Below are 24,667 nucleotides of genomic sequence, written 5' to 3'. Positions count from 1 at the left end.
GACGTAGCGAAGTAGATGCTAAGACACAGACAGATGATGACCGATCGAATGGAAATCAAAAGGAAAGCAGAGGAAAAGAAGATGAGCATGAGCAAGAACATCGCACGCCTGGCAGTAACCGCCGGCCTCACAGCAGCGCTGAGCTTCGGCGGCGTGATGGCCCCGGTGACCATGGCGTTCGCTGAGGGTACTACGACGCTTCCGAATAACAGCATCACCATCACGCAGAATAAGGACAACGCGGCCACCACTTTCAAGGCATACCAGATCTTTAAAGCCGATGTTGTGGATTCTACTGAGGCGGGGGCGACTGATAAGATCGTCTCCAACGTCAATTGGGCCGACGGCGTAGACGCTGACGCCCAGAAGGCCATTATCGAAGCCATTAATGACACTGCGTTGCAGGACGGTGCCAGTCCGGAGGATGTCGCCAACTGGTTGACCAAGAATGTGCAGGGTACCACCAAGACGACACGTGTCGACAAGGACAGCGTTCTCAATAAAATTGCCAAGGTTGTTAAGGACAAGGTCACGCCGACGGGCAATTCGTTTAGCGCGGGCACTGCTTTTAAGCCTATGAATGCTGACAATACTTCCAACACGGGCTATTACCTCTTCCTGACCGATGACACCGGCATTGGCCAGTTGACCGAGAACAAGAAGAACACTGGTACTTCTCCGATTTTTGCTGTTGTTGGCGGTAATCCCGTGGTCGTTGCCGAGAAGACCAGCATTCCTACCGTCAGCAAGCAGATCCTCGATGACACTAAGGACAAGACGGCCGATAGCGCTTCAACGGATGACTGGAAGAACATGGGCGATGCCTGGATTGGGCAGGTAATCGACTACAAGTTGACTGGTACTGTTGCGGACAATATTGCATCGTATGATACATATCAGTACGAATTCCAAGATACGCTGAGCAAAGGTCTGGATGTTGTGAAGGATGCCAATGACAACCCGTTGAATCTTAAGGTTTATATCGTTAAAAAAGACGACACTCATGCTGAGGTCAAGTATGATGCTAGCAAGGGCTATACGGCAACTGCGACCAAGGACAAGAATTCCAAGACAGAACTGCTCAAGGTCTCTTTTGCTGACCTTAAGGCCATCGAAGATACCAACGACGCTAGCATTGCAGCCGGTGACATTAAAAATGTCGTTGTGACCTATCAGGCTACACTCACCAGCGAGGCCGAGTACACGACTGCCGGTAACACCAATGAGGTCAAACTTGTCTATTCCAACGATCCTATGTCTAACGGCACCGGCACTTCCGAATCCAAGAAGGTCTCTGATTACGTCTTTGGCTTCGATGTCACTAAGATTGACCCGGAAAACCCCTCTGCGAACCTCCTTGCTGGCTTTACGGTCAAAATGATCAAGGAAGGGCCTAATAAAACCGTTGAAAAATGGTTGAAGCAAGATGGCAGCTTTAGCAACAACGCAAACGACGCCTATACGTTTGAAACCACGGGGGAGCACAACACGGTCTCTATTCCCGGGCTTGTTGCGGGCACATACCTGATTTCCGAGAGCAAGACGCCTGCGGGCTACAACACCATCGCCGACTTCGAAATCACGGTGACGCCTGAATTCAATGCAGACGGCACGCTTAAAAAGCTCAGCGTGACTCCTGTTTCCGATATGGTCACTGCCAAGATTGAAGATGGCACGACCACGACCATGATTCCCGTCACCATCAAGAACAAGAAGGGCTCTGGCCTCCCGCTCACCGGTCTTAACGGTGTGACCTTCACTTGGATCGCTGGTGGCGCGGTGCTGTGCATTGGCGTGGCGCACCTCATCCGCAGCCGTAAGCAGGCCGAGGAGTCCGAGCAGGAGTAACGCTAGTTCACCCACCCCTTTGGCAGGTGGGATGTGATGGCCATGAGACTTGCGGACACTTTTCTCGTCCATCCACGTTCTTGCTTTGCCATTCTCTTTTCGGGGCAGACTCCGCGCTGGAGTCTGCCCCGTTCTTTTTGGACAACACAGACAGCCTCCACCGTCCGATGCGGACTCATCCGTCATCGCGTTTCTTGACTCGTATGAGGTTCGGTTTAAGGTCCGTAGGCGCACGCGCGGTGCGGACGGTAGAAGGCATTTGCGCCGCGCGTGCAAGATTAGAATGCCCGTGGTTCGGAGTCCGGGCATTTAACAACACCGGAAACTGGTCGCCCGCGCTTTCGAACGCTTACGCGGGGCGTCGTTTCCTGAAACGATTGTATCCCGGATCGCCCCGCCAATCCGGGCTGTTTTGAAAACGCAAATATGCCGGACAATGCGGTTGGGCTTCACTGTCCGAAGGATCGAGCGTATGACTATCGAACAAATGTTTGTCAAAATCGCGTATACCAGCTGTAAGTGCGAGTACTCGCGGTAAAATGGCTTTGCGACGCATTCCGTGCGCGGGCGGCCGACGACTCGATCGGAGGTCCCCAAATGCTGAAATTCCTTAACGTGCTCGCCGCCCTTGCGGCGGTGGGCTCGTTCGTCATCGCGTTTTTTGACTCGTATGAGGTTCGGTTTAAGGTCCGTAGGCGCACGCGCGGTGCGGACGGTAGAAGGCATTTGCGCCACAACAAGCGCAAATAAGAATGCCCGGGGTTAGAGGCCCGGGCATTTAACAAAAGCTGAAAACTAGGCCGCCCGCGCTCTCAACACTTACGCGGGGTGCGTCGTTTTCTATAGACATTGTATCCCGAATCGCTCAGTTGATTCGAGATATTTTGAAAACTCAAATATGAGTCTATGCCCGACCGGATAATGCAGTCTGGCAGTGTTATCCGGTTTAGAAGCCTGTTAATCGGCTATTATTTGTTTAGACAACCTGAGCTATAGAGGAGTGACCGGCGATGGTGCAGGGCGCCAAACATATGAAGAGCAATAACGCCGCGGACAACGGTGGCTCAAGCCCTCAACCCAAACCTCAAACAAAGCCCAAGCGCCGCCGCAAGCGACTGCCGCGCTGGGCCGATCGGCTCATCACCATCGTCATCATCCTTATTGGCGTGGGCCTTATGACCTGGCCGTGGATCTTGGACCGGCTCGAGGCCTCGGGCGTGTTCAACCAGATCAGCACGGTGTCCAGCACCGTGGACGCGCTGTCTGCCGAGGAGCGCGAGCGCATCCTGCTCCAGGCGCGCTCCTTTAACGAGCAGCTGGCGGGCGAGGCCACCGAGCTTCCCGCCGACCAGATCGAGCCCTACGCCCAGCAGCTCATCTTTGACCGCGACCCCATGATGAGCTGGGTCGAGATCCCCTCCATCGACGTGAGCATGCCTATCTACCACGGCACGAGCGAGGAAGTCCTCATGGCGGGCGTCGGCCACCTGGAGGGCACGAGCCTGCCGGTGGGCGGCACCTCGACGCATTGCGTGCTCACCGCGCACTCGGGTATGCGCAACCTGAGCATGTTCGACGACATTCACTCGCTGGAGCCCGGCGACCTGGTGCTGCTGCACACCATGAACAAGACGCTTGCCTACAAGATGGTGGACTCCGAGGTGGTGCTGCCCGAGGAAATGGAGTCGCTGACCATCGAGCCCGGCGCCGACAAGGTGACGCTCGTCACCTGCACGCCCTACGGCGTAAACGACCATCGCCTGCTGGTGCATTGCGTGCGCACCAAGTACAACAAGAAGGACGTCGACAAGCAAAAGTCGCTGGCCGGCCGCCACTGGGGCAAGCGCGAGTTTGCCGTGCTCATCGTGGTCGTAGCCATTGTGCTGTTGCTGCTGGACATCGTGATCCACGCGATCCGCAAGCGTCGCAAGGCCAAGGCCTCGGCATAGGACATCGTTCAGAACCACCACAATGGGGACAGGCGCCTTTGTGGTGGTCGGGGGCTTCTAAACCATCACAACATTCGATGAAAATCGCGATTTTGGCGAAAAGCGTCGAATGTTGTGATGGTTTTCGTTGTGGGCGGGATGCTTTTCGCTGTGGACAGGACGGTTTTCGCTATGGACGGTGCGATTTCGCAGCAGAACCGCCAGCTCGTTGCCTGCCAGCCCGCCGCCCTCGTTACGTTTTCGCTGCATTTGGGTAAAGCACCTGCTCCAAGCGCCGTTGGCTTGTATACTAGAGCGGTTTATCTGTTATGCGGAAGGGAGCGCCTATGGCACTCAGCGAGAAAGACGTGCTCGGCATCGCCGAGTACGCAAAGATCGCACTGACCGATGACGAGCTCACCCAGATGACGTCCTACATGAACGACGCCGTCCAGATGCTCGAGCCCGTCTTGCAATATGACCTGCCCGACGTGGAGCCCACGTTCCATCCCATCGGAAGCCTGTCCAACGTGATGGGCGACGACCTGCGCGAGCCCGAGCGCGACCTGCCGCTCGACGTTGCACTGGAAAACGCGGGTAGCGCGCGCGACCGCTACTTCCGCGTGCCGTCCATTTTGGGAGAGGGGGAGAGCGAGTAATGGCGCAAAGCTTCGATTCCCTTACCGCCGCCCAGATCGCCGCAGGCGTTGCCGCCGGCGACTTTACCGCTACCGAGGTGGCCCAGGCCTCCCTTGCCGCCATCGAGGCGCGCGAGGGTGGGGTCCAGGCATTCCTGCAGGTGTCGCCCGAGCTCGCGCTCGAGGCAGCCGCGCGCGTGGATGCCGACCGTGCCGCCGGCAAGCCACTGCCCCCGCTCGCGGGCGTGCCGCTGGCTATTAAGGACAACATGAACCTCGTGGGCACGCGCACCACCTGTGCCTCCCGCATGCTGGAGGACTACCAGAGCGTCTACACCGCCACCTGCGTCCAGCGTATGCTCGACGCCGGCTGCCTGCCCATGGGCAAGGCCAATATGGACGAGTTCGCCTTTGGCAGCTCTACCGAAAGCTCGGCCTTCCACCGCACCAACAACCCCTGGGATACCGAGCGCGTGCCCGGCGGCTCCTCGGGCGGCTCCGCTGCCGCCGTTGCCGCGGGCGAGGTCGCGCTTTCGCTGGGCTCGGACACCGGCGGCTCCATTCGCCAACCGGCATCGCTGTGCGGCGTGGTGGGCTTTAAGCCCACGTATGGCGCCGTGAGCCGTTACGGCGTGGTTGCCTTTGGCTCGTCGCTCGACCAGGTGGGACCCTTTGGCCGCACGGTCGAGGATGTCGCGCTGGCCATGAATGCGCTTACCGGCGCGGGCCACGATCCGTACGACTGCACCAGCCAGGATTGCGCCGTCGACTTTACCGAGCATCTCAACGACAGCATCGAGGGTAAGCGCGTGGGCATTATCCCTGCGTTTATGGAGGCCGAGGGCCTGACGCCCGAGGTCAAGGCCGCTGTTCAGCGCGCCGCCCAGGAGCTGCAGAACCAGGGCGCTGAGCTGGTCGAGGTCGACCTGCCGCACCTGGACGCCGCCATCGCCGCCTACTACGTCATCGGCCCGGCCGAGGCGTTCTCCAACCTGGCCCGCTTCGACGGCATTCGCTACGGCTACCAGGAGAAAGGCTGCGCCAACCTGTCCGACCAGAGCTCGCTGTCGCGCGCCCACGGCTTTGGCGCCGAGGCCAAGCGCCGTCAGATGCTCGGCGCCTACCTGCTGAGCTCGGGCGTGTACGACAAGTATTACTACGCTGCGCAAAAGGCCCGCACGCTCATCACGCAGGACTACGACGCCGCGTATGCCAAGGTGGACACCATCCTCATGCCCGCCTCGCCGCGCACGGCCTTTAAGTTTGGCGAGATCAGCGACCCCACGCAGATGTACCTCTCCGACCTGTACACCATCTCGCTCAACATCTGCGGCAACGGTGGTATCTCGGTGCCGCTGGGCCTGGGCGAGGATACTCAGCTGCCCGTTTCTGCCCAGCTGGTGGGACCTGCCTTTAAGGACCGTCAGCTGCTCACGTTTGCCCGCGCCCTGGAGCGCGGCTTTGCCGATGCCGCCACGGGTGCGCCCGCGCTTTCCGTCGCGCCCGATTTTGCCGGGAAGGGAGGCGAGCTGTAATGAAGGAGCTTTCCGAGGTCCTGCAGGATTGGGAGGCCGTGATCGGCCTGGAGATCCATACCGAGCTCACCGCACTCGACACCAAGATGTTCTGCAACTGCAAGCTCAGCCACGATGACGAGCCCAACGCCAACGTGTGCCCGGTGTGCTTGGGCCTGCCCGGCGCCCTGCCGGTGCCCAACAAGCGCGCCATCGAGAGCATCGTCAAGGCCGGTCTCGCCACCAACTGCGAGATCCAGCGCCACTCGATGTTCTACCGCAAGCACTACTTCTATCCCGATATGGCCAAGAACTTCCAGACCACGCAGGGTCCGGTCGCCTTTGCCATGTACGGTCACCTGGACCTGGACGTGACCGGTCGCGGTGCCGCCGAGCGCCCCGACTGCGCCTTTGGCGAGGCCGAGGCCCAGAGCCTGGCGAGCGCCTCGGCCAACGCCGAGGGTCTGTCCACGTCCATGACGTCGACCATGCGCGAGGGTAACCAGCGCGCCGGTCACCTGGCCAGCTATGATGCGTCCAACTTGCAGATGCCTGAGCGTCGCGAGGACGGTTCCTACACGGTGCCCATCCGCATTCTGCGCATCCACATGGAGGAGGACGCCGCCAAGATGGTCCATGTGGGCGGTGCCGAGGGCCGCATTACCGCCGCGGCCGAGTCGCTCGTCGACTACAACCGCTGCGGCACGCCGCTGATTGAGCTCGTCACCGAGCCCGATCTGCGCACGCCCGAGGAAGCGCGTCTGTTTATGGAGAAGCTCCGTCGCATCTTTGTGACGCTGGGCATTTCCGATTGCTCCATGGAGAAGGGTTCCATGCGCTGCGACGGCAACGTGTCGCTGCGCCGCCGCGGCGAGACCAAGCTGGGTACCAAGACCGAGCTCAAGAACCTCAACTCGTTTAAGAGCCTGCACGATGGCCTTGCCTACGAGATCTGCCGTCAGGCCGAGGTGCTCGAGGAGGGCGGCATCATCTACCAGGAGACCCGCCACTGGGAGCCCAGTCGTAAGCGTACCGTGGTCATGCGTGTGAAGGAAACGGCCGACGACTATCGCCTGTTCCCCGATCCCGACCTGGCGCCGTTTGATCTGGATGACGAGTTCATCGACCGCTGCCGTGGCGAGATCCCTGAGCTGCCCGATGCCAAGCGCGTCCGTTTTGAAGCCGACTTTGGCATTAAGACGGCCGACGCCGAGCAGATTGCCGGCGACCCCGAGTTTGCCGAGTTCTTTGAGGCGGCCGCTGCCGGCATGGCCGGCAAGGAGGCCCAGACGGTCGCAAACCTGCTGGTGAACGAGATGATCGCCTACCTTAAGGGCGCGGGTGTGTCGCTCACCGAGTCCGGCATCGCGCCGGCTCAGGTGGCAGCCCTTGCCAAGCTGCTGGCGACCGATGCCATCAGCTCCAACCAGGCGCACGAGGTCTTTGAGGCCATGGCCCAGACCGGTGATGACCCCAATAAGATCGTCGACGAGCGCGGCATGCGTCAGGTGAGCGACGCCGGCGCGCTGCAGCCGATTGTGGACGAGGTGCTGGCAAACTGTGCCGAGCAGGCGCAGCAGTATCGTGACGGCAACCAGAAGGTCATCGGCTTTTTGGTGGGCCAGTGCATGAAGGCGAGCCGCGGCAAGGGCAACCCGAAGCTCTTCAACGAGTTGCTGAGAACGTCGCTCTCGTAAGCGGGAACCCGGGAGCCCCGGCAGGGCGGGTGCTTCCTCAAAATTTCGAACAGTCCTGCGCAAGACGAAGGCCACATTAAGTGGCCTTCTTTGCGTGCGGAACTCATTTTGAGCAAGCACCCGCCCTGCCGGGGCTCCCGGGTTCCGTGACGACTCGGCCGTTCGGGTCAGGCGGGCTGATAGGAAAGATGGTGGCGGAGGCGCAAAATGCGCCTCCGCCTTTTCAATGTGATGAAAGTGTGGCGAAATGAGCTTAAAACTTCTGTAAATGTGATAAATGTCACGTTTTACCTAGGGTAAAATGTGGGAAATATCACGTTTACGGAAGTTTCTTTGCGGGAGGTTCGGCCATGCAGCGAGATATCATTGCCAAGCTTAACGCTTGGAAAGCGTCAGAATATCGTAAGCCGCTTATCCTTAAGGGGGCGCGCCAGGTTGGAAAGACGTGGGCGCTTAAGGAGTTCGGCCGAACCTCGTACCGCAATTTTGTGTATCTGACGCTCGAGGAGCCGTCACCTGGGGTACAGAGCGAGTACGCTCAGTTTTTCGAAGGTACGCGCGATCCTCGACGGATCATCTCAAATCTTTCCCTGGCACTTGGACAGCCTATCGAACCCGGCGAGACGCTGCTTATTATTGATGAGATCCAGGATTGTCCTCCTGCAGTCGGCGCCCTTAAATACTTCTGTGACGAGGCCCCCGAGTATCACGTCGCATGCGCAGGGTCTTTGTTGGGCGTTCGCTTGTCCCGTGAGACCAGCGCTTTTCCGGTGGGAAAGGTCGAGTTCATGGAGATGCGCCCCATGAGCTTTTCCGAGTTTCTGAAAGCCGAGGGCGCTGCAAACTACGACGAATACCTTGGCGGCCTTGATCAGATCGAGACAGTGCCCGATTTCTTCCATGTCCGTCTCGTCGAGCATCTTCGTCGTTATTTTGCATGCGGCGGCATGCCAGAGGCTCTTGGCCGGTGGGTGGAGACGGGCGATATCGTTCAGGTCGATAAGGTGTTGTCTGATCTCTTGGATTCCTACGAGCGCGATTTTGCCAAGCATGGTGGCCGTGCGCAGTTCGCCAAGCTTTCGCAAATATGGAACTCGATTCCAGCTCAGTTGGCGCGCGAGAACAAAAAGTTCGTTTGGGGTGCGGTGCGCGAGGGGGCTCGTGCTCGAGAATACGAGGATGCTCTGGAATGGCTTGCCGATGCTGGGCTCATCACGGCGGTTCGCCTTAATGCTGCCGGTGGTGTGCCGCTCTCTGCGTACGATGACCTCAAGGCATTTAAAGTCTACTGTCTTGATGTCGGCTTGCTGCGCCGCATGGCAAGGCTGGATGCGTCCGCTTTTGCCATCTCGGATGCGCTATTTTCGGAGTTCAAAGGTTCGTTCGCCGAGAACTATGTGCTTCAGGCATTACTTTCACAGTTAGATGCTGCTCCGCGTTATTGGACAAACGAGAAGCCGAAGCACGAAGTCGATTTTTTGATTCAAGTCGGAAACGAAATCGTTCCCGTCGAGGTCAAATCGGGAGAGGTCGTTCATTCCAAGAGCCTTAAGTACTATGCCGACAAGCATGCGGAGACGACTCCATTGAGGGTCCGCTACTCACTTAAGAACCTAAAGCTCGACGACGGGGTGCTCAACATTCCGTTGTATTTGGCTGATCGATCTGTCCCTCTTATCAAAAAGGCGCTTGATTGTGCGCATCTTGACGTTTAGATCCTGGGTGAGCTGACGGGCGGCGGCTAATTAATCGCTCCGTTACGGCCAGGGAGCTTGGGCCTTAGCGATGCTTGCTTCGCCAAGCCGTGGGTGTCATGCCGGTGTATTGCTTGAAGGCTTGGGCGAAGGCGGCCTGCTGAGGGTAGCCTAGACGCTCTGCCACCTGCGCTATCGTGAGCGCGCTATCTGCCAAAAGGTCCTGCGCTCGCTCCATACGGCGTCTGCGAATGTAGGCGCCCAGGGACTCGCCGGTTTGGGCCTTAAAGGTGGCGCATAGTTTGGAGCGGCTTGTGTAGAGCCTCTCGGCCACCTCGTTGATACCCACATGTCTGCCTTTGTCGAGCGTGCGCTCAATCATTGCCGTTGCTTCTTCGGCCATGGTTATGCTGACGCGTGTGTCTGCCGCCTGCCGCGCCTGCTTGTGGGCCGCGCGCGAACAGGCGAGCTCCGCGACCATGGTCTCCACGATGCCCTGCATATAGACGTGTCCGCCTACGGTTTGGGCACGGTCCTCGTTAATCCGGCGCAGCGTGTGGCAGATCGCAGACGTCGCTTCCTCGTGCCATGGCTCGGCAAACGCCTCAAAGGTTCCCGCGAACTCGGTGGGATAGCGGTGCTCCAGGTCGTCAAAATATCCGGGCAAAAAGAGCACCGAGCGCGAGTGATAAAGCCGTCCCGCAAACAGCGGGCTTAATTCCTCGCCACAGCTATCTTGGATAAAGCTGCAAACGGCATTGTTTGGCCACGGTCCATGCAATGGTTTAAGGTTCGCGGGCGTTATGCCAGCCTCGGGCATGCATGTAAGTGTGGGCGCGCTGACCTCGCTCACGCAGGCGTATGGCTCGGGTGTGTATTCGGCCAGGTACATATCGTGCGTCGGGGTGATGAAATGCTCCATGACAATGCAGGCAGGGGAGAGAGGCATGATCCATGCGCGTCCGTGCGCCCGATCGTTTGCCACCTCGCCGGTAAAGACAGCGCCCTTGCCGGAAAGCTCCAGGCCAAACTGCTCAAACTGTGGTGCGTAGAGCTCAGTTATGTCGGTCGCAGCCCGATGCATTTTCAAAAGCGTCCCCTTCCTTTGCGAAAACGTCCACGCCTGGCTCGATTGTGTGCCTTGGCTAACATATCAATGATAAGTTGAGTACGGTTAACTCTCAAGCCGTTAGAAAGGAATCTCATGGCAAAGGGATCAAAAAGGGAAGGTGGAGGCATCGGCGAGTTGCTCGCGTATGCCGGTGACCGCAAATTCCTAACGTATTTGGGCATGGCGCTCTCGGCGCTCTCGCAGCTGCTGAGCTTTGGCCCGTACGTGTGCATTTGGCTTGTCGCGCGCGATCTGATCGCCGTGGCGCCTAACTGGAGCGAAGCCTGCGACATCGCGATGTATGGCTGGTGGGCCGTGGGTTTTGCCCTGGCAAGCATCGTAGCTTATTTCGTGGGGCTCATGTGCACGCATCTGTCCGCGTTTCGCTGTGCGTCCAATATCCGCAAGACTACGAGCGAGCACCTGCTTAAGCTGCCGCTTGGCTACTTTGACACGCACGCCACCGGTGAGCTGCGTCGTGTTGTAGACGGATGTGCCGCCTCCACCGAGACTTTGCTCGCACACATGCTGCCCGACATCGCAGGTGCCGCCGCCATGGTCGTGGGCCTGCTCGTATTGCTTTTCGCGCTCGATTGGCGTTTGGGGGCGGCATGCCTTATCTCGGTCGTCGTTTCGTTTGGCGCCATGGCCACCATGATGAGCGGTAAAGGCGCCGAGTTCATGAAGGCCTACATGGGAGCGCTGGTCAAGATGAACAAGACCGGCACCGAATACGTACGCGGCATCCCCGTGGTCAAGGTGTTTCAGCAGACGGTCTACTCCTTCAAGGCCTTCCACGATGCGATTGCCGAATACGCCGACATGGCACAAAGCTATGCGGGCACGTTCTGCCGAGGTCCACAGGTACTCAACCTTACCGCGCTCAATGGCCTTGTGGCATTCCTGCTGCCCGTGGCGTTGCTGTTGGCGCCGGGCGAGACGGACTTCGCGCATTTTATGGCAAACTTCACGTTTTACGCGATATTTTCGGCCGTGGTGCCGACGGCCATGACCAAGCTCATGTTTGTGGGCGAGGCCTCTCAGATGAGTGCCGATTCGCTGGCTCGTATTCGAAGCATCATGGATTCCAGGCAGCTCTCCGTGCCCGCCCAACCCAAGCACCCTGCCAGCAGCGACGTGCGATTTGAGGATGTGAGCTTTACCTACGAGGGCGCCGAAGCGCCTGCCGTCAACCATGCGAGTTTTAGCGTTTCCGCTGGTAGCACCCTCGCCCTGGTGGGTCCCTCGGGTGGCGGTAAGTCAACCTGCGCAAGCCTGATCCCGCGTTTTTGGGATGTTTCCTCGGGTCGAGTGCTCGTAGGCGGTGTGGACGTTCGCGATATGGATCCGCACGAGCTTATGGACCAGGTCGCCTTCGTGTTCCAGACCAACCAGCTGTTCCGGCAAACACTTGCCGATAACGTGCGCGCCTCCAAGCCTACGGCCACTGACGACGAAGTGCGTGCAGCTCTCTCCGCAGCTCAGTGCGACGACATTGTGGCAAAGCTTCCACAGGGCATCAATACCATGCTCGGTGCTGGCGGAGCATATCTTTCGGGCGGCGAGGTCCAGCGCGTGGCACTCGCCCGCGCGATCCTTAAAGACGCGCCTATCGTGGTGCTCGATGAGGCCACGGCGTTTGCCGACCCCGAGAACGAGGCACTCATCCAGCGCGCCTTTAGCAAGCTGGCGGCGGGTCGCACGGTCATTATGATTGCGCACCGACTCTCGACTGTAGTGGGCGCAGACCAAATCGTGGTGCTCAACCAGGGCAGCGTGCAGGAGTCGGGTACCCATGCCGAGTTGCTGTCCCAAGAGGGTCTGTATGCCAAGATGTGGGCCGAATACGAACAGGCCGCGAGCTGGAAGATCACTGCTGCGACCGCGGATGCCGCCGTCACGAAGGGAGGCGAGGCCTAAATGTTCGCCTCATTCCAAAAGAAGTATTTCCTATCCGATAAAGGCGTCGCCGGCGTAAAACGCGGCGTCTTCTGGACCACGCTCACCAATCTCATTACCATGGCCGGCATGGGCTTTTTATTCCTGGTTATGGCCGGCTTTGTCGAGCATCTCGCCAGCGGGGCTGACCTGCCGGATGCCCTGCCGATCGTGGGCGGCCTCCTGGTCTTTTTCGTGTTGCTCTTTGCCTCTAACTGGCAGCAGTATTACTACACCTACTGCATCTTTTACGAGGAGTGCGGCAAGCAGCGCATGGAGATCGCCGAGCGCTTGCGCAAACTGCCGCTGTCGTTTTTCGGCCGTCGTGATCTGGCCGATCTAACCGAAACCATCATGGGCGACGTTCAGACTATGGAGCACGCCTACAGCCACGTGCTGGGAGAGCTTTGGGGTGCCGTCATCGCAAGCGCCATTGTGTTCGTGGCGTCGCTGTTCTTTTGCTGGCAGCTGGCAATCGCGGCGTTTTGGAGCGTGCCCGTGGCCTTTGCCGTGCTGTATCTAACACGCGGCCCCATGACCCCGGTGTTCGACCGCGTGCGCGCCGAGAAGGTCAAGGTCACCGAGGCGATCCAGGAGACGCTCGACTGCGTGCGCGAGATTCGCGCCACCAACCAGGAGGCCCATTATCTTGAGGGGCTCAACGCCGTGATCGATGCCGAGGAGCGCGAGACCACCAAAGGCGAGCTCGCCAACGGGCTTTTGGTCAACTCCGCCTTTGCCATCCTGCGCCTGGGGATTGCCACCACGTTGGTCACGGGCGCTGCGATGGTCGCCTCCGGCCGGGTCGACTTTTTGGTGATGTTTGCCTTCCTGCTCATGGTGAGCCGCATCTATGCGCCCTTCGATCAGGCACTGATGCTGATGTCCGAGCTGTTTGCCGCCGAGTCGTCGGCCAAGCGCATGCGCTCCATCATGGAAGAGCCCGTGGCGCGGGGCAGCGAGCAGTTTGAGCCCGTAGGTCATGACGTGGTGTTCGATCACGTGGCATTTGGTTATGGTGCGGGCGAGGACGGCCGCGCCGGCGAGAAAGTTCTTACCGATGTGAGCTTTGCCGCCAAAGAAGGGGAGGTCACGGCACTGGTCGGTCCTTCGGGTTCCGGTAAGTCCACGGTGAGCCGCCTGGCCGCGCGCTTTTGGGACGCCACCGAAGGCACGGTCACCGTGGGTGGCGTGGATGTTGCGAGCGTCGATCCCGAGGTGCTGCTGCGCGACTACGCCATTGTGTTCCAAGACGTGCTGCTCTTTGACGACACAGTGATGGGAAACATCCGTCTTGGTCGTCGCGATGCCACCGATGAGGAAGTGCTTGCTGCCGCGCGTGCCGCCAACTGCGACGAGTTTGTGAGCCGCATGCCGCAGGGCTATGACACCATGATCGGCGAGAACGGCTCCAAGCTGTCCGGCGGCGAGCGCCAGCGCATCTCCATCGCCCGCGCGCTGCTCAAAGATGCGCCGATTGTGTTGCTGGACGAGGCGACGGCGAGTTTGGATGTGGAGAACGAGACCGTGGTGCAGCAGGCGCTCTCCCGCCTGCTCGCAGGAAAGACAGTTATCGTGATCGCCCACCGTATGCGCACGGTAGAAAATGCCGATAAGATCGTTGTACTCAAGGATGGTGTGGTTGCCGAGCAGGGCACTCCGGCACAGCTCAAGGCGGCAGGTGGAGAATTCGCCCGCATGGTTGCGCTGCAAAAGGAAGCGGCTGCCTGGCAGCTGTAAGAAGGGGCAAAGGAACAGTCCCTTTGTCACATTGACAATCGGTTACTCCGCATCGTTAATTTTCAAAAGGTTAGCTATGGCTGACCTAGATAGTTAGATAGAATTAAGGTATTTCAAAAGCGTGCTCGAGCAAACTAATGAACTCGGGTGCTAAGGCACCATGCCGCGCTTGTGCGGCAAAAGGGAGAAGCAACATGAAGAAGTCGACGTTTAACACCCTGCTTGTCGGTGGCGGTTTTCTGCTTGGCACGGCCGGCATCAAGCTGCTTACCAGCGCTCCGGTAAAGAATGCCTGCGTGCAGGGTATCGCGTGCGGCATGCGCATCAAGAACGGCTACCAGGACATGGTCGAGCAGGCCAAGGCTAATGTCGACGACATGGTTGCCGAGGCTGCTTACATCACCCAGAGCGAGGCCGCTGCTGACGAGGCAGCCGAGTAGCGCTCCCAGGCACAAACTATGAGATTCTCGATTATCAGCGAGATCCCTGGCAGGACCCGCCTTCAGTTGGCGGGTCCTGTGCCAGAGAGCGATCTCGATGCGCTTCTAAAGCTTGGCGGCGACATCGATGGCGTGCGCAAGGTGCGCGTGTATGGCCGCATTGGCCAGATGGCGCTGGAGTACGACGAGCCGCGCCGCGCGAGCGTGCTCGATGCCTTGGGCGCGCTCGATGCTCAAGCTATCGCCGATGCCAAGTCGGGCTACGTGATGCAACTCGAGCCGCGCAAGCACAAGCTCGTCATGGATCTTGCCACACTTATCGGCGCCCACTACGCGCGCCGTTGGTTCTTGCCGACGCCTCTGCGTGCGGTGTTTGTCGTGGCCGGTTACATGGCATTTTTGCGCGCTGCCCTTCATGAGCTGGCACAGCCGCGCCTGACCGTTCCTGTGCTCGACGCTTCGGCCATCGGCATTTCGTTCGTCAAGCGTGATGTCGACACCGCGGGCCAGACAATGTTCTTGCTCAACGTGGGCGAGCTGCTCGAGGACTACACTCGCGCCATGAGCGAAAACGAGCTCATCAACTCGCTGCTCGATGTGCCCGACAAGGCGCAAAAGGTTGTCGGCGACACCGAGGTAAGCGTTGCCGCGACCGAGCTCGAGCCCGGCGATTTGGTCGCCGTGCGCACTGGCATGTCCATTTGCATCGACGGTGTTGTCGAGCAGGGGAGCGCTATGGTCAACCAGGCGACCCTGACCGGCGAGCCGCTGGCCGTCGAGCGCAGCGTGGGCGACGATGTGTTCGCCGGTACCGTCGTGGAAGACGGCAGCATCTTGGTGCGCGTGCGCGCCAACACGGCGCAGACCAAGCTCCGCTCGATCGTCTCGCTCGTGCAGACGGCCGATTCGCTCAAGTCCGAGGGCCAGTCGCACATGGAAGACCTCGCCAACAAGATCGTCCCGTGGAACTTCCTGCTCGCGGGCCTGGTTGCGCTTACCACCCGCAGCCTCATCAAGACCTCGGCGGCACTGATGGTCGACTACTCGTGCGCACTCAAGCTCACGGGTTCCGTCGCCGTCATGACTGCCATGAGCGATGCTGCCAAGATGGGTGTTATGGTCAAGGGCGCCAAGTACTTTGAGTCGTTTGCCAAGGCCGACACCATTGTGTTTGATAAGACCGGCACGCTTACCGAGGCGCAGCCGCGTCTTGCCTGCGTGCTCACCACCGATGGTTGGAGCGAGGACGAGATCCTGCGCCTTTCCGCTTGCTTGGAGGAGCATTTTCCGCATCCGGTGGCGCGTGCCGTGGTCAACGCCGCCCGCGAGCGCGGGCTCGAGCACCGCGAGCGCCATGCCGCCGTCGAGTACATCGTGGCGCACGGCATCGCTTCGTCCATTGAAGGGCGTCGCGCCATCATCGGTTCCGCGCACTTTGTATTTGAGGATGAGAGCGCGCAGCTCGAGTCCGACATTAAGGAGCAAGTCGAGTCCCAGATGCAGGGGCTGTCGCCGCTGTACCTGGCGGTCGATGGCACCGTTGTGGGCGTGCTCGGTATCGAGGACCCGCTTAAGCCCGGGGTTCGCGAGGCCATCGCCGACCTGCACGCGTTGGGCGTTAAGCACGTGGTCATGCTCACGGGCGACTCGGAGCGCACGGCCGAGCGCATTGCTCGCGAGGCGGGTGTCGACGAGTTTAAGGCCGAGCTGCTGCCCGAGGACAAGTACGCGTATGTTGAGCGCATTAAGGGCGAGGGGCGCCACGTTGCCATGGTGGGCGACGGCGTCAACGATTCGCCGGCACTCGGTTTGGCCGACGTGGGGCTGGCAATGGGCGGTGGAAGCGACATCGCCAAGGAGGTCGCCGATATCATCCTGACCGATACAGATCTCGCCGCGATCGTGCGCCTGCGCCGCATGAGTCAGGGGCTTATCGACCGTCTGACGAGTTCGTATTCCAAGGTGATGCTCACCAACTCGGCGCTGTTGGCATTGGGTATTACCGGCATGATTACTCCGCAGGCGTCGTCGCTGCTGCACAACGGCTCAACGATCGCCTACAGCCTGGGCAACGCAAAGGCTTACCTGCGCTAGCGGACGTGTTCGCCCACGTTATCTGGCCTGCGCCCAGACGGCATCGGTGTCGTCCGGACGCAGGCCTTTTGCATTTGACCATTTGCTAGCTTCTCTATATAGTGTTGCTAGCGGTGCTAGCATTTGAAGGGAGCGGGATCAACGTGGGTGCTGTTAGCGGCATGGCGCAGGTGAACGTTCGCGTGGATCGCCAGGTCAAGGACCATGCGGAGGAAGCGTTGCGGCTTTCGGACAGATCACTGCCCGAGCTCATCAAAAAGGTCGTGGCCAAGGTCGCGCAGGGCGGCGGGCAGTGCGAGGAAGTGCTTGCGGCCGTCGACGACCGGCAACAGACCGTCGCGCACGATACTCCGTTCGCCGCGTCGTGGGCAGCGGCAGACCGGCTTTATGCAGATTTGGGCATCGCTGCGTCGCCCGTATCCGACGATCGCGATTGGGACGCAATCTATTCCGAAGCCATGGACGAGCGCTATCGCCAAAAGGGGATGATCCTGTGAGCGGAGCCCCTCTTAAAATCATGGTGGATGCGAATGTGTGGGTTGATTCGTTTTGTGTTGACCATGCCGAGTCGCTTGCCGCGCGTGCGTTTATTGGCCAGGCGACGGAGGCGGGGGCATCGCTGTTCTTTCCGGTGCATATCGCTAAGGACGTACTGTACGTTGTCCAACACGAGCTGAAGCGTGGCGTTCTTGCCAGCGGGGGAGCGCTCGACGAGGCTTCTGCCCGCGCGATTGGCGATGCGGCGCTGGCGTTTGTTCGGAATATGACCGAAAACGCTACGGCCGTGGGTGCAGATGCGTCGGACCTTTGGCTGGCCGACAAATACTTAGCGCTCCATCGCGATTACGAGGACAACTTGGTGCTCGCCGCGTGCAAGCGCGCGCAGGTCGATTACTTGGTGACCAACGATCGTAAGCTGCTCGAACATGCCGATCTTGCAGCAAAGACCCCGCACCAAATGATGCCGATTCTTGCTTTGGCCGAACGTGGCGGCGCGGCTATCGGTTGACGCGAACTGTTTGCGGGCCTCTTGGACGACGATGCGCCAAGGGACCCGCGTCTGCTATTTACAAAAGCTCGGCCTTAATGGCGGGGCTTTCTGCGAGCTTTTCGACTGCCTTTTCGTCGGAGCTGTCGAGTGCTGCCAGACTGCGGTAGACCCACTCGTTGACCTGGGTGTTCTTGACGCCTGCAGTCTGCATAAGGGCGCCTACCTCGCGGATTGCTGCGAGCAGATCGGCTTTGGGACCCGCGAGCTCGACCTCGATGCCGTGGTAGGCGGCCACGCCGCGGTTTTCACTCACGTGGTCGATAAAGCCCTCGACGGTCTCAAGCTGCTGGGCGAGAGCTGCATCATCGTCAGCGTCCAGCGCAACAAGGGCGTTCGAAACCGTGAGGGCGGGATGTCCGCAGGGGACAAAGCCTTCGATGACATCCATAGCTTCGGTAATGGTTGAACCCAGGCCTGCGAGGGCATTGACGAGTTGCTGTTTGGTATCCATAACGGTCCTTTCGACGGGGCAATTTTGCTTGGCGAAAATATACGTGACGCGATCGGTAGCAAAAGTGCGAAGTGCGGCGCACATTGGGGTCTTCACAGCTCGTGCATAGAACAGCTGTCTGCCTTTAGAACGTGGTAAGATAGCTATCCACGAGCGGGGCTCGCCCCGCGTGTTCCTTGAAAAGTCGACGGTTATCGGGTGTTTGCAGGCCTGATACCATCCAGACTTTCCCAACATTCGGGGGCGACTGGTTTCGACACGATAGCTCTGAGAGAGGAAGCAAGCCGAGGTCTCCTCGCCTCGTTAAACAGGGGTACCGTCAAATTGAATTGACAACAACTCTTCTTTTGAGCCTATGGCTCTCGCTGCTTAGTTTATAGCGGCGCGTCAACCCGGTGATTTCCCCGACACCGGCGCGACGTCATGTTAGGGGAATGCTCCTGCGCACGTAATCGGTATGGCGCAGGCTAAGACCGAACCGGTTAGGACGCCGCGAGCGTGTCGCTGCGCGCAAAGCGTCCGAGACTAAACCAGCGACTGAGCTTGGAGATGCCAATCAGGGGGCTTTCGTGGACCGGAGTTCGATTCTCCGCGCCTCCACCATAAGCAACAGGCAGGTAGATATTCGTATCTACCTGCCTTTTTATTTCTAGTCCGTACCGCGGAGAATCGAACTCTGTGCAGGGCGCGAGCGTTAAACAAACGCGGAGCGTTTGTAGCGAGCGGGCGAGGACGTCGGCAGGCGGCCGAAGCCGGTGCGTATTTGCGAAGCAAATACGCGGATTCTCCGCGCAAAGCCTCAACCCTATATAAATGCGATGTTATCGAATCTCAGCTTGCCATGCGCCGCATCAACGGATCCCCCCCACGCGCGGAGAATCGAACTCTATGTAGGGCGCGGGCGTTAGGAAAACGCCTTGGCAACGCAGGCCGGGACACGCTTTCCCAATGGCAGCCCAGGCGGAAAGCCCATCCCGGAATCCGCGCTCAGACTGGGACGTAGTTTCCGGATGATGCCTCAAGCGGAAAGTGCATCCCGGAATCTCGCCTCAAACTGGGACAGACTTTCCGCTTCACCTGCCGCTTCGAAAAACCCATGCGCTCGCCATCCCAAAACTGGGTAGAAGAAAGCCAAAACGCAATCGCAGGAGGTCAACATGACTGCAGAAGATAAGGCAAAGAACGCCGGCAAGGTCGCGCTCGTCCTGGAGGGCGGTAGTTTTCGCGGGCAGTTTACTGCGGGCGTGCTCGACGTTCTCATGGAGGCCGGCGTCGAGATTCCGGCGGTATATGGCGTATCGGCCGGCGCCCTCAACGGCGTGAACTACAAGTCGCACCAGATCGGCCGTGCCAACCGCATCAACCTGGCTTTCTGCAACGATAGCCGCTTCATGGGCGCCGCATCGTTTGCGTCCACGGGCTCCATTGTGGGTTACGACTTCATCTTCAACGATGTCCAGGACCGCCTGGATCCCTTTGACAGCGAGACGTTCGACGCGAGCCCCATCGAGATGTTCGCCGTCGCGACGGACATGCTCTTTGGAACCGCCACGTATCTCCCGGTCAAAAGCGCCGTGCTTGACCTCGATGCCGTGCGCGCCTCGACGTCGCTGCCGCTGGTGACGCCGCCGGTCGAGATTGACGGGCACAAATACGTCGACGGCGGCGTGGCCGATTCGGTCCCCATCGAGCACGTGCTGGAGGAGGCGGGCTTCGACCGTGCGGTCGTCATCGTCACGCAGGACCGTTCGTATGAGAAAAAGCCCTACGAGTTTTTGCCGGCCGCGCGTGCGCGTTATGCCGACTACCCCTATCTGCTCGAGGCTATCGAGACACGCCACGACCGTTACAACATCCAGCGCATGCACCTGTGGAAGTATGAGCGCGAGGGCCGTGCGCTGGTCGTCGCTCCGCAAAAGCCGGTCGAGGTCGGCCATGTCGAGCACGATTCGGCAAAGCTTTTGGACCTGTATATCCAGGGCCGTCAGGAGGCAAAGCGCCTGCTCGCGGAAATCCAAGAGTTCGTTGAACGCTAGCGACGGCGAACCCTCAAAAAATGAAACAGCTAAAGAGCTGGAAAAATCATGGCTCGTGGATGACATGTGCAGAAACTCTGGTCGGAGCCAAAATACCTGTTGACTCGTACGGCGAGCGGGGTAATATGGACGGGTTACTTGCAGAGCCCCGTGAATCTCTGTAACAACACGTACTGTACATGGAGGAGTCTAAGTGATTTCGAAATCGACTCACTACGCCAAGCAGGGCGAGGTCCAGCGCAACTGGGTTCTCGTCGACGCCGATGGTGCTGTCCTGGGCCGTCTTGCCACCCAGATCGCAATGATCCTGCGCGGTAAGAACAAGCCCCAGTTCACGCCCAACAGCGACTGCGGCGACTTCGTTGTCGTCATCAACGCCGATAAGGTCCAGCTTACCGGTAACAAGGCCGACACGAAGACCTATTATCGCCACAGCGGCTACAACGGCGGCCTCAAGGCTGAGAGCTTCCGCCAGGCTATGGAGAAGCACCCGGAGAAGGTCATCGAGCGCGCCGTTCGCGGTATGCTGCCCAAGACCACCCTCGGCCGTGCCCAGATGACCAAGCTTAAGGTCTACGCTGGTGCCGAGCATCCGCATGCTGCCCAGAACCCCACGAAGATTGAGCTGGAGGCTTAAAGATGGCTGAGAACACCGTTGTCTACCAGGGTACCGGCCGTCGTAAGAACGCCGTCGCCCGCGTCCGTCTCGTCCCCGGCACCGGCAAGGTGACCATCAACAAGCGTGACGCCGAGCAGTATTTCGGCCGTCATCAGCTCGTTGAGAACGCCCTTGCTCCCTTCAAGGTGACCGACACCGCCGGTCAGTTCGACGTTATCGCTCTGTGCGATGGCGGCGGCATCTCCGGTCAGTCCGGCGCTCTGCGCCTGGGCATCGCTCGCGCTCTTCTGAACGCTGGCGACTACCGTGCTGACCTCAAGAAGGCCGGTTTCCTTACGCGCGATGCTCGCGTGGTCGAGCGCAAGAAGTACGGCCTCAAGAAGGCCCGCCGCGCTCCCCAGTTCTCCAAGCGCTAAGGTTTTATCTCCTTTCGAGATACAATGTACAAGCGGGGCCTGCCGATTCCTCGGCGGGTCCCGCTTTTCTTTTTCGACTAGGGTGGGCGGTTGCATATCGCCTGCTAGGGAAGGAGCAATCCTATGCCCCAGAACATCTTCGGTACCGACGGCGTCCGTGGCGTCGCCAACGCCGATCTTTCGTGCGACCTCGCGTTTCGCCTGGGCCGCGCGGCGACCAAGTTCCTTGGTCCGGACATCTGCATCGGCCGCGACACGCGCCTTTCGGGCACCATGCTCGAGAGCGCTCTGACCGCCGGCATTATGGCCGAGGGCGGCCGTCCGCACTGCTGCGGCGTCATCCCCACGCCTGCCGTGGCGCTGCTCACCGTTCAGAACGAGCTCGATGGCGGCATCGTCATCTCCGCTTCGCATAATCCGCCGGAGTTCAACGGCATCAAGTTCTTTAGCCGCAAGGGCATGAAGCTTCCCGATGCTGTCGAGGAAGAGATCAGCGCCTGGGTCATGTCCGTGGAAGCCATGGCTGCCGATACGCTGCCGACCGGTGCCGGCGTGGGCCACATCATCAAGATGAAGGACGCTCGCAAGGCATACGTCGACCACGCCATCGATACGCTCGATGGCCTGAGGCTCGATGGCCTGGTCGTTGCCGTCGACTGCGGTCACGGTGCTTCCTGCCAGACTACGCCCGCCGCGCTGCAGCGCCTGGGCGCCACGGTGCACGCTATCAACACCGATTACTGCGGCACTGACATTAACGTTGAATGCGGCTCCACTCACCTTGAGCCCCTGCGCGAGCTCGTGCTGCGCACCCATGCTGATATCGGTCTGGCCCACGACGGCGACGCCGACCGCGTACTGTTCGTGGACAGCGAGGGCAACGAGATCGATGGCGACTACATCCTGGCTATCTGCGGTTCCGACCTCGCCGCTCGCGGCAAGCTCGCCAACTCCGAGATCGTCTCGACCGTCATGTGCAATCTGGGCTTCTCCATCGCTATGAAGGAGCAGGGCTTCGAGATGGTCCAGACCGCCGTGGGCGACCGCTACGTTCTGGAGCGCATGCTCGCGGACGGCGCCGTCATCGGCGGCGAACAGTCCGGCCACATCATCTTCCTGGAGCACAACACCACCGGTGACGGCCTGGTGACGGCTCTGCAACTGCTGGCCGTGCTCAAGCGCACCGGTCGTACCCTCACCGATCTTGCCGGCATCATGAAGAAGTACCCGCAGGTACTCGTCAACGTGCATTCCGACAACAAGGCTGGTCTGGACGATTGCCAGCCCATCTGGGACGCCGTTGCTGCTGCCGAGAAGGAGCTTGACGGCCGCGGCCGCATTCTGGTGCGCCCGAGCGGTACCGAGCCGCTGGTCCGCGTGATGGCCGAGGCCGAGACGCACGAGCTGACCCAGCGCGTTGTCGACGACATCGTCGAGGTTGTCAAGCGCGAACTTCCCTAATGGTCAAAAACGGGTGCCAAGTGGTAAACTGTTAAGGTTATTTTGGTTGATCGGTATGTCCGAGGGGGAGCATGTTCACTAAAGTCCTAAGGTCTTTTGGTATGCGTGGTCGAGTCCTTACGTTGGATGCTCCCATCTCGGGTGACGTTATTCCGCTCTCCGAGGTAAACGATCAGACGTTTGCTACCGGCCTTTTGGGCCAGGGCGTGGCGATTCAGCCCACCGGAACGCGCGTGATCGCGCCGGCTGATGCCAAGGTCGAGGCTATTTTTCCCACGGGACACGCCGTTGCGCTTAACACGGTCGATGGCTTGGACGTGCTCATTCACGTTGGTTTGGATACCGTTCAGCTCGAGGGCAAGCACTTTACCGTACATGCGCAAGTGGGTGACATCGTCCATAAGGGCGATGTACTCATTGAGTTCGATCGCGAGGCAATTGCTGCCGAGGGCTACGATGTGACGGTTCCCATCTTGGTGTGCAACTCCGTTGAGTTCTCGAGCATCAAGGGCTCCGTTGGCGTGCATGTCGAAGAGATGGACCAGCTCATCGTTGCTCGCGAGCGCTAGCAAGTGCACGTGGCCATTAGCCTACAATTCAAACACGTTTACGGAGGGCGCCCTTGAAAGAGGACGCCCTCCGTGGCAAGATGGGATTTGTCCGAAGCTAAAAGGCTTTGGGTCACCGTGGACGGGCAGGGGCCTCGACGCGGTTAGACACGAGACACATACATTACGCGACCTCGCCCTGGTGGCCGCACACGTTGGTTGCGGCCGACGCGGGCCGCGGGCAAGTGCTTGTAAGGGAGCCTTGCCTCTCTTGTACGAGAAAGGACGCGTAATGAAGATCATTAAAGCTAAAGACTACGAGGATATGAGCCGCAAGGCCGCCAATATCATCTCGGCGCAGGTTATCCTCAAGCCCGACTGTGTGCTGGGCCTTGCCACTGGCTCCACCCCGATCGGTGCCTACAAGCAGCTCGCTGCTTGGTACGAGAAGGGCGACGTCGACTTTGCCGAGGTCAGCACCTACAACCTGGACGAGTATCGCGGCCTTTCGCACGACGATCCCCAGAGCTATCACTACTTCATGCGTGAGAACTTCTTCGATCACATCAACATCGACCTGAACAACACGCATGTGCCCGACGGTTCCAACCCCGACGCCGCCGCTGCCTGCTCTGAGTACGACAAGATCGTCGCCGAGGCCGGTTACCCGGATCTGCAGCTGCTCGGTATTGGCAACAACGGCCACATCGGCTTCAACGAGCCCGATGACCACTTCTCCAAGGGCACGCACTGCGTCGACCTCACCGAGAGCACCATTCAGGCCAACAGCCGCCTGTTCGACAGCATCGACGATGTTCCCCGTCAGGCCTACACCATGGGCACTCAGACCATTATGTATGCCCGCATGATCCTGGTCGTCGCCAACGGTGAGGCCAAGGCTCAGGCTGTGCATGACATGTGCTATGGTCCGGTTACGCCCGAGTGCCCGGCTTCGATCCTGCAGCTGCACACCAACTGCGTTGTCGTTGCCGACGAGGCCGCCCTTTCGCTCTGCGAGTAGCGCGAATCCTGCACCTCGACATAGCCTTGATTAAGGCCTCCGCTTTGCGGGGGCCTTTTTGTTATCCCTTTTTGCCCACTTGACCAAAAACTTGCCGCAAGCTTGACGAATGCCGGATGCCCAACAGCTTGATTCATTCTATACCAGATTCTATGCAAAAATGCCACTAGAAGGTCGTAGACGGTAGCGGGTGCTAGGCGAGTTGAATGACATGGCTGAACCTTGTTCATCTGCGTTACACTGCCGCTTAGATGGGACAAGCTGACAAGCTCATTTACCTGCTTAAAGACCGATTAGTCGGGGGATTAATAGCAATCGGCCTTCGCTGTACAAAAACTTGCCGCTTGCGTACCAAAAGACAACCTAAAACACAAGGTCGCTCTATTCATAGCGCGGCTTGTATGGTCTTGCGGCTACAGTGT

20 protein-coding genes and 1 other RNA gene are annotated in these 24,667 nt (G+C 59.5%); 19 read left to right on the top strand and 2 right to left on the bottom strand.

Features of this window, described 5'->3' with window-relative positions:
* Positions 1-87 precede the first annotated feature (87 nt).
* From I1M21_RS04480 to I1M21_RS04455, 6 genes are all read left to right on the top strand, one after another.
* Positions 88-1,848, top strand: coding sequence for a SpaA isopeptide-forming pilin-related protein (locus tag I1M21_RS04480; RefSeq protein WP_195192589.1), 1,761 nt, complete (start codon positions 88-90; stop codon positions 1,846-1,848).
* A gap of 1,031 nt (positions 1,849-2,879) precedes the next feature.
* Positions 2,880-3,797, top strand: a complete 918-nt coding sequence (locus I1M21_RS04475) for a class C sortase (protein WP_195192588.1) — start codon at positions 2,880-2,882, stop codon at positions 3,795-3,797.
* A 326-nt stretch (positions 3,798-4,123) separates the two neighbouring features.
* Positions 4,124-4,435, top strand: coding sequence for an Asp-tRNA(Asn)/Glu-tRNA(Gln) amidotransferase subunit GatC (gene gatC / locus I1M21_RS04470; RefSeq protein ID WP_195192587.1), 312 nt, complete (start codon positions 4,124-4,126; stop codon positions 4,433-4,435).
* Positions 4,435-5,949: an Asp-tRNA(Asn)/Glu-tRNA(Gln) amidotransferase subunit GatA gene (gene gatA / locus I1M21_RS04465; RefSeq protein ID WP_195192586.1), complete on the top strand. Its 1,515-nt coding sequence runs from the start codon at positions 4,435-4,437 to the stop codon at positions 5,947-5,949. The genes gatC and gatA overlap by 1 nt, the downstream gene beginning before the upstream one ends.
* Positions 5,949-7,625, top strand: coding sequence for an Asp-tRNA(Asn)/Glu-tRNA(Gln) amidotransferase subunit GatB (gene gatB, locus I1M21_RS04460; protein ID WP_195192585.1), 1,677 nt, complete (start codon positions 5,949-5,951; stop codon positions 7,623-7,625). The genes gatA and gatB overlap by 1 nt, the downstream gene beginning before the upstream one ends.
* Positions 7,626-7,975: 350 nt before the next feature.
* A complete protein-coding gene (locus tag I1M21_RS04455; protein ID WP_195192584.1) occupies positions 7,976-9,340 on the top strand; it encodes an ATP-binding protein in 1,365 nt (454 codons plus the stop codon).
* 64 nt (positions 9,341-9,404) lie between these two features.
* On the opposite strand, the gene I1M21_RS04450 is transcribed toward I1M21_RS04455, so the two are convergent.
* A complete protein-coding gene (locus I1M21_RS04450; protein ID WP_195192583.1) occupies positions 9,405-10,403 on the bottom strand; it encodes a helix-turn-helix transcriptional regulator in 999 nt (332 codons plus the stop codon).
* Positions 10,404-10,523: 120 nt separating this feature from the next.
* Here I1M21_RS04450 and I1M21_RS04445 point away from each other — a divergent pair, with 120 nt between their 5' ends.
* The 6 genes from I1M21_RS04445 (at position 10,524) to I1M21_RS04420 (ending at position 17,651) form a co-directional block, all read left to right on the top strand.
* Positions 10,524-12,350, top strand: coding sequence for an ABC transporter ATP-binding protein (locus I1M21_RS04445; RefSeq protein WP_195192582.1), 1,827 nt, complete (start codon positions 10,524-10,526; stop codon positions 12,348-12,350).
* Positions 12,351-14,108, top strand: coding sequence for an ABC transporter ATP-binding protein (locus I1M21_RS04440; protein ID WP_195192581.1), 1,758 nt, complete (start codon positions 12,351-12,353; stop codon positions 14,106-14,108).
* 194 nt (positions 14,109-14,302) lie between these two features.
* Complete coding sequence (locus tag I1M21_RS04435; protein WP_055250999.1) at positions 14,303-14,548, top strand: DUF6110 family protein; 246 nt, start codon at positions 14,303-14,305, stop codon at positions 14,546-14,548.
* Positions 14,549-14,626: 78 nt separating this feature from the next.
* Complete coding sequence (locus tag I1M21_RS04430; RefSeq protein WP_324248728.1) at positions 14,627-16,642, top strand: heavy metal translocating P-type ATPase; 2,016 nt, start codon at positions 14,627-14,629, stop codon at positions 16,640-16,642.
* Positions 16,643-16,785: 143 nt separating this feature from the next.
* On the top strand, positions 16,786-17,139 hold the full coding sequence (locus I1M21_RS04425) for a hypothetical protein (RefSeq protein WP_195192579.1): 354 nt from the start codon (positions 16,786-16,788) through the stop codon (positions 17,137-17,139).
* Complete coding sequence (locus I1M21_RS04420) at positions 17,136-17,651, top strand: type II toxin-antitoxin system VapC family toxin (protein WP_195192578.1); 516 nt, start codon at positions 17,136-17,138, stop codon at positions 17,649-17,651. Before I1M21_RS04425 ends, I1M21_RS04420 begins: the two co-directional genes overlap by 4 nt.
* 58 nt (positions 17,652-17,709) lie before the next feature.
* On the opposite strand, the gene I1M21_RS04415 is transcribed toward I1M21_RS04420, so the two are convergent.
* Entirely contained in the window at positions 17,710-18,144 is a 435-nt protein-coding gene (locus I1M21_RS04415) for a hypothetical protein (protein WP_195192577.1), read from the bottom strand.
* Between the two features lie 239 nt (positions 18,145-18,383).
* On the opposite strand from I1M21_RS04415, the gene ssrA reads away from it, so the two are divergent.
* From ssrA to nagB, 7 genes are all read left to right on the top strand, one after another.
* Positions 18,384-18,747: a transfer-messenger RNA gene (gene ssrA / locus I1M21_RS04410) on the top strand.
* Between the two features lie 554 nt (positions 18,748-19,301).
* Positions 19,302-20,180 carry a patatin-like phospholipase family protein gene (locus tag I1M21_RS04405; protein ID WP_138339672.1) on the top strand — a complete coding sequence of 293 codons (879 nt, stop codon included), beginning with the start codon at positions 19,302-19,304 and terminating at the stop codon, positions 20,178-20,180.
* A 193-nt stretch (positions 20,181-20,373) separates the two neighbouring features.
* Entirely contained in the window at positions 20,374-20,817 is a 444-nt protein-coding gene (rplM, locus tag I1M21_RS04400; protein ID WP_022094635.1) for a 50S ribosomal protein L13, read from the top strand.
* 2 nt (positions 20,818-20,819) lie between these two features.
* The gene (gene rpsI / locus I1M21_RS04395; RefSeq protein ID WP_022094634.1) at positions 20,820-21,215 is read left to right on the top strand and encodes a 30S ribosomal protein S9; all 396 of its coding nucleotides are present in this window, start codon (positions 20,820-20,822) and stop codon (positions 21,213-21,215) included.
* A 123-nt stretch (positions 21,216-21,338) separates the two neighbouring features.
* Complete coding sequence (gene glmM / locus I1M21_RS04390) at positions 21,339-22,676, top strand: phosphoglucosamine mutase (protein ID WP_195192576.1); 1,338 nt, start codon at positions 21,339-21,341, stop codon at positions 22,674-22,676.
* 101 nt (positions 22,677-22,777) lie between these two features.
* Entirely contained in the window at positions 22,778-23,245 is a 468-nt protein-coding gene (locus I1M21_RS04385) for a PTS sugar transporter subunit IIA (RefSeq protein ID WP_306421699.1), read from the top strand.
* A 271-nt stretch (positions 23,246-23,516) separates the two neighbouring features.
* Positions 23,517-24,245, top strand: coding sequence for a glucosamine-6-phosphate deaminase (nagB, locus tag I1M21_RS04380; protein ID WP_022094631.1), 729 nt, complete (start codon positions 23,517-23,519; stop codon positions 24,243-24,245).
* Positions 24,246-24,667 lie beyond the last annotated feature (422 nt).

Source organism: Collinsella aerofaciens, from assembly GCF_015546965.1.
In the GTDB taxonomy this organism is placed as follows: Bacteria; Actinomycetota; Coriobacteriia; order Coriobacteriales; family Coriobacteriaceae; genus Collinsella; species Collinsella aerofaciens_X.
This window is presented reverse-complemented; position numbering and strand designations above follow the sequence as displayed.